Here is a 15,439-nt window from a genome sequence, read left to right as displayed (position 1 = left end):
GAAAGGCGTCTCCGCACGGATGATGAGGGGCCTGGCCGCAGAGCACCGAGAGAGGAAGACCGTGATGATCGATGCGAGCTATCTGAAGGCACACCGCACCGCGACCAGCATGGCCGCGAAAAAGGGGGGCGTGGCCGCCTGATCGGTCGAACCAAGGGTGGGATGAACACCAAACTGCATGCCATCTGCGACAGCCAAGGGCGGCCGATCGACCTGTTCGTAACCGCCGGCCAGGTGAGCGACTACACCGGCGCACGGGCGCTCCTCGGCAGCCTGCCAAAGGTCGATTGGCTGCTCGGGGATCTCGGCTACGACGCCGATTGGTTCCGGGAAGCAGTGCAGAACGAAGGGATACGCGCCCGTATCCCTGGTAGAAGGCAACGCAAGGCACCCGTCAGATACGACAAGCGCCGATACAAACGCCGCAACCGCATCGAGATCATGTTCGGCAGGCTCAAGGACTGGAGGCGCGTGGCAACCCGCTATGACCGCTGTCCAAAGGTCTTCCTCTCAGCCATCCCGCTCGCCGCAACCGTCATTACTGGTTATGAATCCTGACCCTAATGCTGGATAATCCCGCGGCCGACGCGGGGACAAATGAGTCAGCGCGGAACGCCACCCTCGTACTCTGCCCAGTTGGCAATGACTTCCTGCGCGAAGGCGTTGCCCACGCGAAACGCATTTTCGGTAGCGGGACCGAAGCCACCTGACTTCGTCGCCAGCGATTCTGCCGTTCCCTGCCCTTCATGTGCACGATCAAAGTTGGAAGCGGTGCGCAGAACAGCAATCCGGTCAAAATCCAGAAGGCCGGCTTGCGCGCCACGTTCCAGCGCGGCAAGGGTTGCATTGTCTTCCATCTGGCTCATGCAGTATTTCGCAGCGCCATCGGTCAGAAGGGCCACGTGATCCGCCACTTCCACGGCCGTGATCTCGCCATGCCAGTACGTATCTGCGGAAACCGAGGCACATAAGCTGACGCCCGGTGCCGCTTTCGCCGCCTCCTGGTTGTACATCGCGCGATACGCGGCGGCATCCTCACTGTCGGCAAGCTCCACGTTCTTCGTGGCGGTGTACGCTGCTTCCACCAGTGCGGGATTGAGGTGGTACACCTCGGTCCCGGCGCTCCAGCCCGGTTTTTCACCCGGCGCCTTTGCCCCCAGTTCCACGATCTGGCTTGTCCACCCCTGGGGCGCTTCGCGGTTGTCGATAAAATGGACCAAGCCTGCATCCACGACATAATCGGCCCATGCCGCCGAACCCAGCGTGCCCCGCGAGGGATCGACGCCCGCAATCCCCGCGATGATGAAATAGGTGTTGCTGAGATCGAACGCGTCCGAAAGCACCAGCGCCATGGTAGAGGCCGCGGCGTTGGCATAACCCATCGTCGTGGTCATCTGGCAAAGGTCCGCGTTGCAGGCAACTTCGGCAGCGCTTTCCGGCAGGCCGCGGACCGCGATACGCTTGGACAGATCAAGGTTTTGCTGCCACGGCTTTGCCTCGGCGTCGAACATCGCGATGACCATGACCTTGGGCGCGACGGGTTCGGCAAAGGCTGCAACAGGCAGCAACGCAGTGGTCAGGGCAAGGCCGAGGGGCCTGATGTGCATGGGAATCTCCAATCTGCGGACAGGCCTAGTAACGACGAAGTGACAGGCCCGACAATCGTAAATTGCCCCGCGCCGCCGCCTTCGATACGGTCGAAGAAGCACAACGAAGGTTTTCCCATGACCCTGAATGTCCTGTTTTCCGCCCCCGACATGCTTTGGGACCAGTATCGAGAGGTTCTGCCGCGCGCGATCGCCGCCGCGGGCATCGAGGCCAAGGTGACACGAAGTGCCGACCCCGCCATGGTGGATTATATCGTTTACGCGCCCAATCCCAACCTGACGGACTTTGCGCCCTTCACGAAGGCGAAGGCCGTCCTTAGCCTGTTTGCGGGGGTGGACCGGATCGTGGGCAACACGACGCTGACGCAACCGTTGTGCCGGCTGGTTGATCCTGCGCTGGCCGAAGGGATGGTGGAGTGGGTGACGGGGCAGGTTTTGCGGCATCACCTGCATCTGGATCGCAACATCGGCGCTGCGCCCCACTGGGTTCAGGACGCGCCCCCGCTGGCCCGCCACCGCAAGGTCACGATGCTGGGACTGGGAGAGCTTGGTATGGCCTGCGCCAACATGCTCCGTGTCCTGAACTTCGACGTGCGCGGGTGGAGCCGCAGCCCCAAATCCGCCCCCTTCCCCACCTTCCATAGCACGGAGGGATTGCGGGATGCACTTTTCGATACGGACATCGTGATCACGTTGCTGCCCGACACGCCCGACACGCGGAACATCCTGAATGCGCAAAGCCTTCAATGGCCCGCTGATGGCGCCGTTGTCATCAATCCCGGACGGGGCCCCTTGATCGACGATGAGGCGCTGCTGGCCGCGCTGGATGCTGGGAAGATCGCTCATGCGACGCTGGACGTCTTTTGGAAGGAACCACTGCCGCATGACCATCCTTACTGGACGCATCCCGGGGTGACTGTGTCACCACATATCGCCTCGGTGTCGCGGCCCTCTTCAGCGTCTGAGATCGTGGCAGAAAACATCCGTCGCAGCGAGAGTGGCGAGCCGCTGCTGTTCCGCGTTGATCGGGCGAGAGGCTATTGAAAGGACGCTCATGAAACGTGCCATAGTTACCGGCGGGGCCGGACTGATCGGTCGGGAAATTTGCCGCCACCTTCTGAATGAAGGGTGGGAGGTTGCAAGCTTTGACCTGCAGGAGGGCCCCGAAGGGCGCCACGTTCACTGCGACCTCTCGGATGAAGCCTCCGTCGTGAGTGCCTTCGCGGATCTTGAGTGGGACGGGTTGGACCTTCTGGTGAACAATGGCGGCAAGGTGGGGCCGATCGACCTGTCACTGGCAAAAGCCTCGCTTGAGGATTGGAACGGGCTCATCGCCAGCCAGCTGACAGGCGCGTTCCTGATGTCCCGCGCTGCCCTGCCCCTTATGCGAAAGAACGGCTCCATCATCATGATGGCTTCCACCCGTGCGTTGATGGCCGAAGGCGGCGACTTCGCTTATGCTGCCGCCAAGGGTGGCATGATTGGACTGACGCAGGCACTGGCGATTCAACTTGGGCCGAAGGTGCGGGTGAATGCGATTGCCCCGGGTTGGATCACGGATGCGCAGGATCTGTCGCACGAAGATCAGGCGCAACATCCGGTCGGTCGCGTGGGCCGTCCCAGCGATATCGCCGAAGCGGTAGTGTATCTCGCCTCGGCAGGTTTCATCACGGGGCAGACCGTAACAGTCGACGGCGGCATGACACGAAAGATGATCTATGCAGATTGAAGGACATCCTGTACGATCCTATCTAGACACCTAGCTAGACAGGTGAGGCAGATGTGGACACTTCAAGACGCAAAGAACCGGTTCAGTGCTGTGGTTGATGCGGCCCTTTCCGGTACGCCGCAGGAGGTGACGCGCCGCGGCAAGCCTGCGGTCGTTGTCCTTTCGACGCAGGAATATCGCCGGCTGATCGCCGATGCACGAGGGCAGCGTCCTGCTTTTGCCAATCACCTGCTGTCTTTTCCTGCCGCCGAAATTCCACGGGGGAAGACGAAACCGCGTGACGTCAGCTTCTGATGTTCATTCTGGACACCAACGTAATCTCGGCCGCGCGGCGGCCCGAGCGAGCACCCCATATCGCAGCCTGGTTGGCCCGCCAGCCCGAGGACCGGCTGTTCCTTTCCGTGATCACTCTTGGAGAGATCGCCCGGGGCATCGGCTTGCAGCAACCCCGCAATCCGGAATTCGCCCATGATCTGCGAGTATGGCTCGACAGGACGCTGACCCTGTTTTCTGACCGCATACTGCCCTTCACGGCCGAGGATGCACGCCTTTGGGGCCAGCTTTCTGCTCGTATCGGACATGATGGCGCCGATCTGATGATCGCCGCCACCGCGCTGGTGCATGATGCAACGGTCGTGACGGGCAATGTGGACGACTTCGCACCTACTGGATGCCGGACAGAGAACCCGTTTACCTGACTGCGCCCCGAGAGAGGAACCCCGCTTTAGGCCGAGCGATCAAGACAGAAGCTATGTTCGAGGGCGAACTCGCAGCGAAGGCCGCTTTCCCTAAGACTGGCCTCGCATTTTCTGCCCGGAACCTTGGGTGTTCGAAGCGGCTCTGCCGCGAACAACGCCGGTGGGTGGACAGGAGGATCGTCGCCACCACTCCTGACCGGCACGAGGCACTGGCCGCGCACTTTCGCTATGATCTCTCGGTAATCCTCCCCATCTTAACGGGTTTGGGCGTAGAATTCCCGCAGCCATCTTCAGTTTCTGTGCGGGTGTGATGCCGCCGATGCCCATGTTGGGTCGCTCGTTGTTGTAAGTCCATAGCCAGTCTGTGGCGATGCTCTGTGCCTCCGCGATGGTGTCAAAGATGTAGAGGTCCAGCCATTCATGGCGGACGGTGCGGTTGTAGCGCTCGACATAGGCGTTCTGCTGCGGCTTGCCGGGTTGAATGTGGTTCAGGGCGATACCCTGCTTTGCTGCCCAGATCGCCAAGGTCGCGCTGATGTATCCCGGGCCGTTTTCGACCCTGATGGCCATGAGCTTGCCGCGCCACTCGATGATTTGGTTCAGGGAACGCACGACCCGTTCTGCGGGTAACGAGAAGTCGATTTATATACCAGACCCTCACGATTGAAGTCGTCCAGAACGTTCAGCAGCCGGAACTGGCGGCCATCGGCAGACGATCCGCCAAAAAATCCATCGCCCACACTAGGTTCGGTGCTTGCGGGACGGCGAGCACGTCCGGCTTATCCCGTTTGATCCGCCGCCTTGGCTTGATCCGAAGGTTCAATTCCAGCTCGCAGTAGATCCGACGCACCCGCTTGTGGTTCCAGACATGCCCGCGGACATTACGCAGATACAGGAAGCACAGGCCGAAACCCCAGGTTCGGTGCGCCTTGGTCAGGCCCTCGAGAAGATCCGCGATGATCTCGTTCTCGGCACAGCGCCTCGGGCTGTAGCGAAAGCAGGTCTCGCTGACACCGAACGTTCGGCAGGCCAGCGCAATGCTGACCCCCTTCTTCGCCACCGCCCTCGCGGCCAACTCGCGGCGTTGAGCTGGCCGCGTCACGTTTTTCCAAGAGCTTTCTTGAGCAGATCCGCCTGCATGCTGAGGTCCGCAAACATGCGCTTGAGCCGCCGGTTCTCGTCTTCCAATGCCTTCATCTGGCTCATCATGGAGGCATCCATGCCGCCATACTTCGCGCGCCATTTGTAAAAGCTCGCGCTGCTGATCCCATCCTCGCGACACAGCTCCGGCACAGCGACGACGCCCTCGGCCTGGCGCAGCACCGCCATGATCTGCGGCTCGGTAAATCGGGTCTTCCTCATTCGAATCTCCTCGGCTCACGCTACGAGAAAATTCTACTGCCGCATCCCCTTAACCACGGGGAGGATCACCTCTCCACGCGGCGTCTGAATGTAGGCGACGAGGATATGCACTTCTACACCCTCTATCGCGTTCATCCAACCGTGATGTCCGCCTCGCCCTAGGCGTTTGCGACAGCACCGGAAGCGGCATGACGCACGCGGCGGCAGCCCCTACCGTTCCGGTCCCAGTAGCTGCTCCAACTCCAAAAGGGCCGCCTCAACCAAGGCGGCATCCACGCGGTCACCCTTCAGCCGTATGAACCATCCATCCTTGTCCCGCCCTGACCGGAGGGCCACACCTGTGGGCAAAGCCGACTTGCGTCCCGCTTCCGGTGGGCGGGTCCGAGGTCGGCCCCCGCGCCCCTGTCTCGGCTGAACGGGTCCGAGATTATCAAGCGCTGCTTCCAGCAGTTCCCACTCGTTCTGCGCATTCTCCGGCGTTGCCTCGGCCAGCGCCACACGCAGCGTTCCCTCGTGTCCATCCCGCAAGGCGGCGGCCAACCGAAGACCATCCTTTTCCCGCAACGCATCGGGAAATAACAGCATATCGCCCAGCTCCTCGAAGATCAGTGCGAAGGATCGTATCTTGGACCGTTTTCCTTTCGAGGCAACTGGAAAAAGCGCATCTACAGCCGCTTCGACATTCGCAAAAGCCCCCTGCTGCGCTGCAATGACCGCGATTCGCCCACGTTCAAAATGCGACAGCCCCGCACGGACCTCATTCTCCTCCACCATCGCGGCGAAGGTGCCGCCCATTGCATCAGGCTGGCGCACAATCGCACGTATTGTGTCATACTGCGCCTGCCCCGTAAGCCCGCGAAGGTTCTGTACGGCCCGCAAGCGACGGTAGCCCGAAAGCAGCCCGTATCGCGGCTCCTGCCCTGTATCAGGCAACTCGAACACTTCGATCGGCAGGCGCAGCCCCTGCGCAGCGATCGACAGCTGAAGTTCCTTCATTGCCTCGGGGTCGAGGCTCATCCGGTCACGAACAACCGCTTCCGCTTCGATGCGTGCTAAAGGCAGCTCCCTCAGAACCAGGCCACGTTCTTCCGCCTCGCGCAAGCGTGCAGCTTCTGCACGATCGCGTGCAGCTTCTGTGCGGACCTCTGCATTCCGCGGATCGTGTGCGCGCGCCGTGTCAGCTGCCACCTGTGCAATCGGCGCCGCCAGAGGGCTGCGCGAGGTGGTTTCGCGGCGAAACTCCGCCTCCATGCGCGCCAGATCCTCGGAGGTGGGTGCCTCAAGTTTCCTGCGTTTCGCCATGCGCTTATCCCTCCTTCTCTGTCTCGGCCAGCTTCAGATCACGCCACCACGTACCAAGGATTACCTCTTTCACCTCAGCCCAGGTTCGATCAAATGTTTCGCGCCCACGAACATAGGTATCACGGTTGAAATTTCGGTAATCGGTTTCGTAGATGCCGGATACCTGCTCTCCGGCCTGTCCCACCATGGCAGTCATCTCCTGCCTGAAGGTGGTCATGAAATCGCCGAAGTAAGCCTGCACAACGTTGGCCAGATCCGTCTGTTGTGCAGGGTCGAAGCGGGTGATGAGGGCGCGAACAGCATCCCATTGGAAACCGATCTCCGGCAGGCCAGCCTCTCGTCTGGCACGATTCTCGCCTTCTTCTATCGAGGCGAATGTAGAATAGATCATATCGAAGAACCGACCGGTGGAGTCGAACTCTAGGAAGGATGCACCCAGCGGAACCAGAAGGATATCGGCAGCGGCCAGCGCATTGATCGTAAGATACCCAAGTGCAGGCGGGGTATCCAAAAGGATGATATCATACTCATCCAAGATACCGGCCTCGGACAAAGCGTTACCGAGGCTGTCCCACAGTGCCCAACCCCTTAGCTGCATCCGCCACACCGGGATCTGAAATTCGGCCCAGTAAAGGTTCAGTTGCGCGCCGATCAGGTCGATATTTGGCCAGTGGGTTTTCTGGATCAGGTTTCGCGGCGAAACCTGAAGCGCCTCTTTGAGCGTTTCGTCCAGAGGCAGCTCCTGCTGACCAGCAGCGGCTCGGATACGGTTCTCTTGCTCCAGATGTAGTGCGAAATCCCGTGCGAGGAGGGGGAACGCCGTCTGCCATTCATCAGCAACCTTCCCGCCCATGATAGAGGTCATGGAGCCTTGGCTGTCCAGATCAATGACCAGCACGCGGTAACCATCAAGCGCAGCCGACATGGCAAGGTGAGCACAGGTGGAGGTTTTGCCGACACCGCCCTTGAAGTTGGCCACGGCAAGAACCTTTGCAGGCAATCCTTCTGGACGCCAGGTCTTGTATTCCCGCCAACCTGCACCCTCCGTGGCGAAGTGCTCTCGCAGAACAAGGACCTCTTCTAAAGTGAACCGTTTGGCCGCTCCTTCACCGATGCCTTGGGGCAGATCCGGATGGGCCTTGAGCACGCGTCGCAAATGGGCAACGTTCACCGGGATCAGATATTTACAAATCTCCCAAGTGGAAAACTTGCGCAGGCGCTTCTTGCCGTCCGGGGCGTAGCCGCGACGGGACAAGTCATCGCGGCCGCGCATGGCGAATGCAGCCGCTTTTGCAAATCGGGCGGTATCGATGGGTTCGGCAAGACGGGCGGCAGCGGCGGCGGGATCGATTCCGAAATAGGGCGGTAAGTCGGCTCTGTTGCTCATCCTCATTCCTTGTGTGCGATGTTTTCCACGATGTTGGGCGATTTATCGCACATCCTAGGTGTGGTGGGAATGACAGAGTTACGAATGACAAACAAATGGTTTCGCAGCGAAACCACCCAGCGTGTTAAGAATCTTTTAGAAGATATTTAGAGTCTTTGGCTACGGGATGATCAACGAAAACAGTATATTGCGAGATAATAGGTGCCCGAATTCAGGATGAAGGGTGCCTTGATACGGGCAGTTCAGTGTCCAGATGCAGGGGTACGGGTGCCGATTCTCGGGAATTCCAGCAGTGGAATGGTGTTTCTGCCTGTCTAGGACTGCTGCGCACCCAACCTTCGCGCTGGTTCCGATGGACTTTCCTGTAAGCGGATACCTATGTGATCGACTTCCACTCATGGCCGTACCGCAAACGGGTACCAAAGAAGGTCCCTGCGCTGTTGTTGCGGACAGGTACCTGAACTCGTATCTTGAGCTCTAAAGCGGGTGTACTGCCGATTCGGGCGGCGGGTTTCCGTGGGGGGATGATGACCAAACCATTCGAGGATATTCCAAGGGAGCGGTTGACCGGGGCCCTTCGGCGAGGCGCAGTGAAGAAACACGTCGCGGCCATCCACGTCTCCGGCAAGCTGACATTGCTGCAGCGTCGCTTGTCTAACGTGTTGCTTCTGAATGCGTATGACACCCTGATGTCGCAGCCCGTCCACCGTATCGACGCGCGTACGCTGTGCCTGATGATAGGCTATAACTCCAATGACATGGAGACGTTGAAAGCCTCTTTGCGAGGACTGGCAGAGACGGTGGCCGAGTGGGATATGCTGGATGAGCGAGGGCAACAGGAATGGGGTGTGTCCAGCCTCTTGTCCTATGCCAAGCTGAAGGGGGGCGTCTGCGAATATGCGTATTCACCTGCGCTGGCAGAGAAGCTTCACGACCCGAAGGTCTTCGCACTGATCAACATGAACATTCAGCGGCGTTTCACCAGTGGCCATGCCCTCGCGCTGTATGAGAATTGCTATCGTTTCGTGCGTACAGGAAGCACCGGGTGGTGGAGCCTTGATATCTTTCGCCGCCTTATGGGAGTGGCTGACAGTGCATATTACGAGGTGTTCAAGCATCTGAATGCCAAGATTATCAAGCCGGCGGTGGCAGAGGTGAACCGGTCCTCGAATATCATCGTCACACCAGAAACGCGGAAGATGGGACGGACGGTTACCGACATCCGGTTCCGGATCGAGGAGAACCCGCAGCTTGCCATCCTTGATCTCGATGACGGGGAAGGGGCTCGCCGCTCGGCGGTGTACGAGCGGTTGCGCAAGCTTGGCGCGTCTGACCGTTTGGCGCGGCAGTGGATTGCCGAACACGGTGAGGCGCATGTTGGCGGCAAGTTGGATTACGTGGCTGGGCAGGAGGGCGTGCGCAATCCTGTGCGCTATCTTTCCGCAGCTCTGAAGGGTGATTACTCGAACGAGATCGCACCAGTGGCACCGGCACTGACTGCCCGCGCATCACGACTGCGCCGGATACAGGAACTGGTGGCCGCGCGTACACCAACGCAGCGAGACGCTGACCGCAGGCTCTTTCTCGGCCGGCTTACCGGCGCGCTACGAGATGATTTCGAAAGGCACGGCTGGATGAGTGCGTTAAATGCCGCTGCTATTCAGGCCTTTTGGGAGGATCTGCATCCTGGAGCCTTCGACGAGGTTTCGCTGCGAAACCTCTAACTGTCGCATGCGGTCGAAGCGGCCCCGGTCTTCCCTGCGCCGTTGGAAGGTCAGGGGGCTTGCATCTGAGATAAACAGAACGGCTTGCGGTTCCCAATAAAAGATCGGCCGCTTAGGGATCGCGCGTGTCGCGATCCCTAAGCCCAGTGCGTCCCTCGTATGTGGACGATTTGAAAGAGAAGCGCTCCGGCGAGTGGCGAACAGAGCAGGGTTCGGGTGCGGCGGCGATTGGGTCGCCACCGCCTTGCCCGCGCCCCAAGGGGGGTCAGCTGATTGGCGTCAGCGTCAGGTCAAGTTTCACCGCCGGTTCCTGGTCCGTCACAGCTTCGCAAACCAGGTTGTCCCCCTCGATCCGCCCTGTGATCTTGTGGCGGGCACGTGCGGCGCCGGTGATGGAGGTGATGGGCGTTCCTTCGGTATGCCGGCCCACTTCCAAATCGGCTTCGAACTTTTCCCCGTCGGTGCTGTAGGTTCCGCGATAGAACATGGCGGAATCTCCGCCGTGAAGCTTGCCGTTAGCCAGATAGGCGACGCCGTCGCCCTGGTCCTTGTCGGTAACGAAATGCGCGTGGAAGAAGCCTTCAATCATGGGATCGTCCTTTTCATGTGGCACTGAAGTGGAGCTAGCGCGGCAGGCGGGCACGTCACATCCGCTGGTTCAGATCAGAAAAATCCAGATGGTTCCGCCGCACATCAGGATCATGATCAGCGCGGTAAAAAGGATAAGATGCAGATCCTCGCGCGTCTGGCCCTCAGCCGGATGTACAGGAAGAAACGAAGATGCACGGCGATCTTGATCAGGGCTGCCGCGACCGCGATCCAAAGAGCGGTGTGGCGCGGCAAAAGCTGAAATCCCATCAGCGCCAGGATCAACGACAGCACATAGCCGATGACATAGCTGCGGCGTCCGCGGTGCTTCTCGCTCATGCAAGGCCTCCGACGTAAACGATGGTGAAAATGCCGATCCACACGATGTCAAGGAAGTGCCACAGGATGCCAAGGCGCAGCAGAGTGATATTCACTGCGTCATCAGCGACATAGCGGGCAAGCTGCCCAGAAGCGCCAGCATTCTAGGCACGCCGCAGCCACGTGGAGCCTGTGCAGAGGGACAAGAGCAAAAAGGCAGACAGAAAGCCGCTGGTCTGCGGCGTGCCTTTCGTGGTTACGAAATCGCGCCCCTCCAGCACAGAAACGTCAGCGCAAATGTAAACCAGATGATCATGCGACGCTGATACGGATCATGCTGCAGCGCAAACTGCGCCATGCGCATCGTCACGCTGGATGTCAGAAGCAGCATTGTTATTCTAGAGAATGAAGCGGGGTCGGGGCAGGTTCCGGATCGGCGCCGCAGGCGAAGCCTCAGGATAAGGCGGCAGGTGCGGGGACCGTACGCGGGTTGACCTGCAGAAGCGGCTGGGGCAGGTGGCAGCATGACCGTCCGGCTGCGCCCCCATCATCTTCTTTGCGTGCTTACCTTTATCGGCAAGGGGTATTCCCACGCTTTCGTTGCCAACATGGAATGCATCGCCAAACGTCTGGCAGAGGGGGAGGAGGTGGAGATCGTGGAGGGTCCCGACGATATTTGTGCCCCGCTGCTGCACGATCCCGCGCCTCATTGCCGTGGCGAAAGTGTGGGGGATCGGGATGCTCAGGCCGCTGCCGATATGGCAAAACTTCTTGGGCATCCGGTGCGGCCGGGCGTGCGACTGCCATTGGATTCCGGCCGGTGGCGTCCCGCTTTCGCAGCCATGACAACCAGGGCTGCGTGCGCGGGTTGCGAATGGCAAGATCTCTGCACCTCTATCGCAGAAGGCGGGTTCTTGCAGGCGCAGATCTGACGCGCCTGCCGCGCCATCATTCGGGTTGCGCCTCGTCCCCCTCGGCGGTGACCGCAATGCTGAACTCGCCCCCTGTGCCGCTGAAGGGTTCAACGACTACGCAATAATCGCCAGCCTCGAAGGGTTCGCGAATTCGGCTGTCGCTGCCTTCCACATCCGGATGGTCGTCATTTTCCCACAGGCGGGCCCCGTTCAGGTCATAGATGGACAGAACGGTGTCGAAACTCGCACTGGTTGCATCGACCTGAAGCGTGGCCGGTTCCGCAAGCGTCAGGCGGAAGCTGCCAAGCGAGGATGCCGGATCGATGGCGCCTTGCGCGGAAGGCGCCTCGCCGGGGCGCAGCGCATCTGCCAGAACAGGGCTGCGTCGGGGATCGGCACAGGTTGCGGCGATGGCGTCGGCCTTTTCATCTGCCGGATCGGGCGGCAACCCCTCATACCCGATCAGCACAACCATCGCATCTGTCACGGGTTCGGCTGCGATCGCACGCATCTGGGTGCAATAGGTTCCCGGCTGCAACGAGGCGGACACGCGCGCATCAAGGTTGCCCGCACCGTCATCGTCCCAGTCCATGATCTGACCGCCAGCGCCGAACAGTACCAGAACCGGATCACTGCCACGGCCCATGGTTTCAAGGGTAACGTCGACCGGCTCCGTCACTTCGAACTCCACATATGCGGGTTCGGATCGCTTCGGCCGCAGGATTTCCGAAATATCGGAGAAGCCCGGAGCGATGGTCTGGCCCAGCTGTTGCGTCAGCGCGACAGGCTGACCGCAGGCGCCGTCCTGCGCGAATGCTGGTGCGGAAATGGCTGCAAACGCGGCCATTGATGCCGCAAGTCGTCTGATCATGTCGTCGCTCCTTCGTCTTGTGCAGCGACATTGCCCCACGGCTCAGTAAAGGGGAACAGGATTGTCAGTCTTCGGCATGAACCTGTCCGCTGCCGTGGCGGGCGCGGCGAAGACATTCCAGCTTCTCACGCGGGCTGACGCCCACCACTCGCTTGAACATGCGCGAGAAGTAGTAAGGGTCTGAATACCCGACAGCGGCGGCCGTCGCGGATACGTTCAGCCCGGCTTCAAGCAGGTGCATGGCCCGTTCCATGCGCTGCACTTCCCAGTATTTGCGAGGGGTGCGGCCCACACGCTTCTGGAACTCCCTCAGGAAATAATCTCGGTTGTAGGGTGCGGCGGCGATCGCTGTTTCAACGATTCCGGGGTCCAGCGGATGGGCGGAAATAGTGGTAACCGCCTTCATCACGGCAAGGTTCAGCCCATCAGCGCCACCTGAAGGATACGGCGTGTGCTCCTGCCATGACACAAAGGCATCCTCGACATAACGGATGAGGAGATACATGAACATGTGGTGTTGTTGCAGGGTAACCGATCCGGGCGGTGCACTGGCACGATAGTGCCGCAGCATCGGTTCCAGCAGGTGCCAGCGCGAAAGCCTCACCTTCGGGCGCAGAACCATCTGCTTCAGGAAATCGTGTTCGTTATAGATGTTCAGCGTGAAGTGCTGGGCAATCCCCCGATAAAGGCCAGGCCCATCGGTGCGGCCTGTAAAACGCGTCTCCGGCGGGATCAACATCGCTTCACCAGGTCTCAGAACCAGCGTTTCTTCCCCGATCCGGTAACGTCCGGCACCTTCAAGGCAGATCACAAGGTCATGGGCCGCATTCGTCTTGTCGATCCGCCACGTGGAGGAATGCTCCATCCGGATGGTCGAACGTGCAAGCGTCAGCGACAGTACGCCGGGCGGAACGGAGCCGAGAATTCCGCCTTCAAGTTCGTCCATCTTTTTCCTCTGCTTTGTGAATTCTAACTTGTAGGTCGAGGTGTCCTAATAATCATACAACCCGCTTCCGCGGGCCGATTCAAGAGGGAGGGGATCGGGGCAGGCAGCCGGTCCGGACGTGGTGGAGGCCACGCCGGCCAGCATATGACCCGGTCGGAGGAGCTTGATTTGACGGAAACATCTGCCGGCCGCGTTAGCGGCCAGGCCGTATCTGCCCCGCGGCCGAAAGGTCGCGGCAGCATCGGCCTTTTATATCTCGCGCCCTATATCGTGGGGCTGGTGGTCTTCACGGCCATCCCGTTCTTCGCGTCGCTGTATCTCAGCTTCACGGATTACGACCTGATGTCGGCCCCGCGCTGGACGGGGCTGGAGAATTATGTGGAGTTGTTCACATCGGACCGAACGTTCCGCCGTTCGCTCTATGTGACGCTTCTTTACGTGTTCATCACCGTGCCGCTGAAACTCGCCTTCGCGCTGTTCATCGCGTACATCCTGAACTACCGCCTGCGGTTCATCAATTTCTTCCGCACCGCGTTCTATGTGCCGTCGATCCTTGGCGGGTCGATCGCGATCGCGGTGCTGTGGCGTTACATCTTTGCCACCAACGGGCTGGTGAACATGGGGCTGGGGGCCGTGGGGATCGACCCGGTCAACTGGTTCGGCGATCCGGTAAACGCGCTGTTCACGATCACGCTGCTGCGCTGCTGGCAGTTCGGATCGGCCATGGTGATCTTCCTTGCCGCGCTGCAATCCATCGACAAGTCGCTGTACGAAGCGGCAGCCATCGACGGTGCATCGAAGTGGACCAGCTTCGTGCATATCACCCTGCCGCTGCTGACGCCGGTGATCTTTTTCAACCTGATCATGCAGATGGTTCAGGCATTCCAGGAGTTCAACGGCCCCTATATCATCACCGGCGGCGGGCCATTGAAATCCACATACCTGCTGCCCCTTTACATCTATGACGAGGCGTTCCGGCGGTTCGACATGGGCTATGCCTCGGCCATCGCATGGGTTCTGTTCGTCATCATCATGGTTCTGACGCTGATCGCCTTCTGGTCGTCCAAGAAGTGGGTGTTCTATGCCGGCGACAAGAGGAGCTGAGGCGATGACCGACCTTACGCATTTGAACGCGCTGCAGACTCGCCGCCGCGTCCGCAACCAGAAGATCTCGGCCGGGATGCGTTATGTCATCCTGTTCGCCGTGGGGCTGGTGATGCTGTATCCGCTGATCTGGCTGGTGGGGGCCAGCTTCAAGACCAATTCCGAGATTTTCTCCAGCCCCGGCTTCATTCCGGCCGAACCCACGCTGGAAGGATACCGGCAGGGGTGGGAGACCTCGACCCCCTTCACCTTCGGGCGGTTCTTCTGGAACTCGTTCCTGATCATCCTGCCCAAGACGATTGGGACGGCCATTTCCTGCACGCTGGTCGCCTATGGTTTTGCCCGCTTCGACTTTCCGTTCAAGAAGATCCTGTTCGGATCGGTCATCGCGATCCTGCTGCTGCCCAACGTGGTGACGCGCATCCCGCAATACATCCTGTTCCGCGATCTGGGCTGGCTGGACAGCTTCCTGCCGCTTTGGGTGCCGTCGGCAATGGCAGGGGATGCGTTCTTCGTCTTCATGCTGGTGCAGTTCCTGCGGTCCATCCCGCCTGACATGGAGGAAGCGGCGCGGGTGGATGGGTGCAACAGCCTCCAGACGCTGATCTATATCGTGGTGCCGATGCTGGCGCCTGCGCTGATCTCGGTCTGCCTGTTCCAGTTCATGTGGACGATGAACGATTTCCTGGGGCCGCTGATCTATCTGTCCTCGGTCGACAAGTATCCTGTCAGCCTTGCGCTGAAGCTGTCGATCGACACCACCGAGGCTTTCGAATGGAACCGCATCCTTGCGATGTCGGTGCTGACGATCACCCCTGCGCTGATCGTGTTCTTCGTGGCCCAACGTTACTTCATCGAGGGGATCTCTGCCGGGGGGGTCAAGGGTTAA

General features: G+C 60.1%; 15 protein-coding genes and 2 pseudogenes. 9 read left to right on the top strand and 8 right to left on the bottom strand.

Features of this window, described 5'->3' with window-relative positions; translation table 11 throughout:
- Window positions 1-558, top strand: a pseudogene (locus tag JX25_RS14200) (IS5 family transposase); the annotation flags it as partial.
- Window positions 559-602: 44 nt separating this feature from the next.
- On the opposite strand, the gene JX25_RS14195 reads toward JX25_RS14200, so the two are convergent.
- Window positions 603-1,607: a purine-nucleoside phosphorylase gene (locus JX25_RS14195; RefSeq protein WP_206611610.1), complete on the bottom strand. Its 1,005-nt coding sequence runs from the start codon at window positions 1,605-1,607 to the stop codon at window positions 603-605.
- A 117-nt stretch (window positions 1,608-1,724) separates the two neighbouring features.
- On the opposite strand from JX25_RS14195, the gene JX25_RS14190 reads away from it, so the two are divergent.
- Genes JX25_RS14190 through JX25_RS14175 form a run of 4 tightly spaced genes read left to right on the top strand, consistent with a single transcriptional unit; the run spans window position 1,725 to window position 4,034 of the window.
- Window positions 1,725-2,651: a 2-hydroxyacid dehydrogenase gene (locus JX25_RS14190; RefSeq protein ID WP_128255758.1), complete on the top strand. Its 927-nt coding sequence runs from the start codon at window positions 1,725-1,727 to the stop codon at window positions 2,649-2,651.
- Between the two features lie 10 nt (window positions 2,652-2,661).
- Entirely contained in the window at window positions 2,662-3,336 is a 675-nt protein-coding gene (locus JX25_RS14185; protein WP_128255757.1) for an SDR family NAD(P)-dependent oxidoreductase, read from the top strand.
- A gap of 51 nt (window positions 3,337-3,387) precedes the next feature.
- Window positions 3,388-3,630 (top strand): type II toxin-antitoxin system Phd/YefM family antitoxin, encoded by a 243-nt coding sequence (locus JX25_RS14180; RefSeq protein WP_128255756.1) that lies wholly within the window; start codon window positions 3,388-3,390, stop codon window positions 3,628-3,630.
- The gene (locus JX25_RS14175; RefSeq protein ID WP_128255755.1) at window positions 3,630-4,034 is read left to right on the top strand and encodes a type II toxin-antitoxin system VapC family toxin; all 405 of its coding nucleotides are present in this window, start codon (window positions 3,630-3,632) and stop codon (window positions 4,032-4,034) included. Before JX25_RS14180 ends, JX25_RS14175 begins: the two co-directional genes overlap by 1 nt.
- Window positions 4,035-4,313: 279 nt before the next feature.
- Here JX25_RS14175 and JX25_RS14170 read toward each other — a convergent pair.
- The 3 genes and pseudogenes from JX25_RS14170 to JX25_RS14160 all read right to left on the bottom strand — a co-directional run.
- Window positions 4,314-5,396 (bottom strand): annotated as a pseudogene (locus JX25_RS14170) (IS3 family transposase); the annotation flags it as partial.
- Between the two features lie 210 nt (window positions 5,397-5,606).
- Window positions 5,607-6,698 (bottom strand): ParB/RepB/Spo0J family partition protein, encoded by a 1,092-nt coding sequence (locus JX25_RS14165; protein WP_128255754.1) that lies wholly within the window; start codon window positions 6,696-6,698, stop codon window positions 5,607-5,609.
- A 4-nt stretch (window positions 6,699-6,702) separates the two neighbouring features.
- Window positions 6,703-8,091, bottom strand: a complete 1,389-nt coding sequence (locus JX25_RS14160; protein WP_128255753.1) for an AAA family ATPase — start codon at window positions 8,089-8,091, stop codon at window positions 6,703-6,705.
- Window positions 8,092-8,612: 521 nt separating this feature from the next.
- On the opposite strand from JX25_RS14160, the gene JX25_RS14155 reads away from it, so the two are divergent.
- The gene (locus JX25_RS14155; RefSeq protein ID WP_206611609.1) at window positions 8,613-9,809 is read left to right on the top strand and encodes a replication initiation protein; all 1,197 of its coding nucleotides are present in this window, start codon (window positions 8,613-8,615) and stop codon (window positions 9,807-9,809) included.
- A gap of 265 nt (window positions 9,810-10,074) precedes the next feature.
- Here JX25_RS14155 and JX25_RS14150 read toward each other — a convergent pair whose 3' ends face one another.
- On the bottom strand, window positions 10,075-10,398 hold the full coding sequence (locus JX25_RS14150; RefSeq protein ID WP_128255751.1) for a GrlR family regulatory protein: 324 nt from the start codon (window positions 10,396-10,398) through the stop codon (window positions 10,075-10,077).
- Window positions 10,399-10,514: 116 nt separating this feature from the next.
- Entirely contained in the window at window positions 10,515-10,736 is a 222-nt protein-coding gene (locus tag JX25_RS14145; protein WP_241557990.1) for a hypothetical protein, read from the bottom strand.
- Window positions 10,737-11,239: 503 nt separating this feature from the next.
- Between JX25_RS14145 and JX25_RS14135 the strand changes: the two genes are divergently transcribed.
- Complete coding sequence (locus tag JX25_RS14135; protein WP_128255750.1) at window positions 11,240-11,647, top strand: DUF1284 domain-containing protein; 408 nt, start codon at window positions 11,240-11,242, stop codon at window positions 11,645-11,647.
- A 16-nt stretch (window positions 11,648-11,663) separates the two neighbouring features.
- Here JX25_RS14135 and JX25_RS14130 read toward each other — a convergent pair whose 3' ends face one another.
- Window positions 11,664-12,500, bottom strand: coding sequence for a pre-peptidase C-terminal domain-containing protein (locus JX25_RS14130; RefSeq protein ID WP_128255749.1), 837 nt, complete (start codon window positions 12,498-12,500; stop codon window positions 11,664-11,666).
- A gap of 64 nt (window positions 12,501-12,564) precedes the next feature.
- On the bottom strand, window positions 12,565-13,446 hold the full coding sequence (locus JX25_RS14125; RefSeq protein WP_128255748.1) for an AraC family transcriptional regulator: 882 nt from the start codon (window positions 13,444-13,446) through the stop codon (window positions 12,565-12,567).
- Window positions 13,447-13,614: 168 nt separating this feature from the next.
- Between JX25_RS14125 and JX25_RS14120 the strand changes: the two genes are divergently transcribed.
- Together JX25_RS14120 and JX25_RS14115 are read left to right on the top strand one after the other, a co-directional pair.
- Window positions 13,615-14,550: an ABC transporter permease subunit gene (locus tag JX25_RS14120; protein ID WP_338323045.1), complete on the top strand. Its 936-nt coding sequence runs from the start codon at window positions 13,615-13,617 to the stop codon at window positions 14,548-14,550.
- A 4-nt stretch (window positions 14,551-14,554) separates the two neighbouring features.
- Window positions 14,555-15,439 carry a carbohydrate ABC transporter permease gene (locus JX25_RS14115; RefSeq protein WP_128255746.1) on the top strand — a complete coding sequence of 295 codons (885 nt, stop codon included), beginning with the start codon at window positions 14,555-14,557 and terminating at the stop codon, window positions 15,437-15,439.

The organism is Falsirhodobacter deserti (genome assembly GCF_004015795.1).
GTDB classification, from domain to species: Bacteria; Pseudomonadota; Alphaproteobacteria; order Rhodobacterales; family Rhodobacteraceae; genus Falsirhodobacter; species Falsirhodobacter deserti.
Note: the sequence above shows the minus strand (reverse complement) of the source record. Positions and strands in the feature narration are given on the sequence as shown.

Excerpts from the sequence above, each read along its gene's own strand:
- JX25_RS14195 (WP_206611610.1), bottom strand. The coding sequence starts at position 1,607 with ATGCACATCAGGCCCCTCGGCCTTGCCCTGACCACTGCGTTGCTGCCT.
- JX25_RS14190 (WP_128255758.1), top strand. The coding sequence starts at position 1,725 with ATGACCCTGAATGTCCTGTTTTCCGCCCCCGACATGCTTTGGGACCAG.
- JX25_RS14185 (WP_128255757.1), top strand. The coding sequence starts at position 2,662 with ATGAAACGTGCCATAGTTACCGGCGGGGCCGGACTGATCGGTCGGGAA.
- JX25_RS14180 (WP_128255756.1), top strand. The coding sequence starts at position 3,388 with ATGTGGACACTTCAAGACGCAAAGAACCGGTTCAGTGCTGTGGTTGAT.
- JX25_RS14175 (WP_128255755.1), top strand. The coding sequence starts at position 3,630 with ATGTTCATTCTGGACACCAACGTAATCTCGGCCGCGCGGCGGCCCGAG.
- JX25_RS14165 (WP_128255754.1), bottom strand. The coding sequence starts at position 6,698 with ATGGCGAAACGCAGGAAACTTGAGGCACCCACCTCCGAGGATCTGGCG.
- JX25_RS14160 (WP_128255753.1), bottom strand. The coding sequence starts at position 8,091 with ATGAGGATGAGCAACAGAGCCGACTTACCGCCCTATTTCGGAATCGAT.
- JX25_RS14155 (WP_206611609.1), top strand. The coding sequence starts at position 8,613 with ATGACCAAACCATTCGAGGATATTCCAAGGGAGCGGTTGACCGGGGCC.
- JX25_RS14150 (WP_128255751.1), bottom strand. The coding sequence starts at position 10,398 with ATGATTGAAGGCTTCTTCCACGCGCATTTCGTTACCGACAAGGACCAG.
- JX25_RS14145 (WP_241557990.1), bottom strand. The coding sequence starts at position 10,736 with ATGAGCGAGAAGCACCGCGGACGCCGCAGCTATGTCATCGGCTATGTG.
- JX25_RS14135 (WP_128255750.1), top strand. The coding sequence starts at position 11,240 with ATGACCGTCCGGCTGCGCCCCCATCATCTTCTTTGCGTGCTTACCTTT.
- JX25_RS14130 (WP_128255749.1), bottom strand. The coding sequence starts at position 12,500 with ATGATCAGACGACTTGCGGCATCAATGGCCGCGTTTGCAGCCATTTCC.
- JX25_RS14125 (WP_128255748.1), bottom strand. The coding sequence starts at position 13,446 with ATGGACGAACTTGAAGGCGGAATTCTCGGCTCCGTTCCGCCCGGCGTA.
- JX25_RS14115 (WP_128255746.1), top strand. The coding sequence starts at position 14,555 with ATGACCGACCTTACGCATTTGAACGCGCTGCAGACTCGCCGCCGCGTC.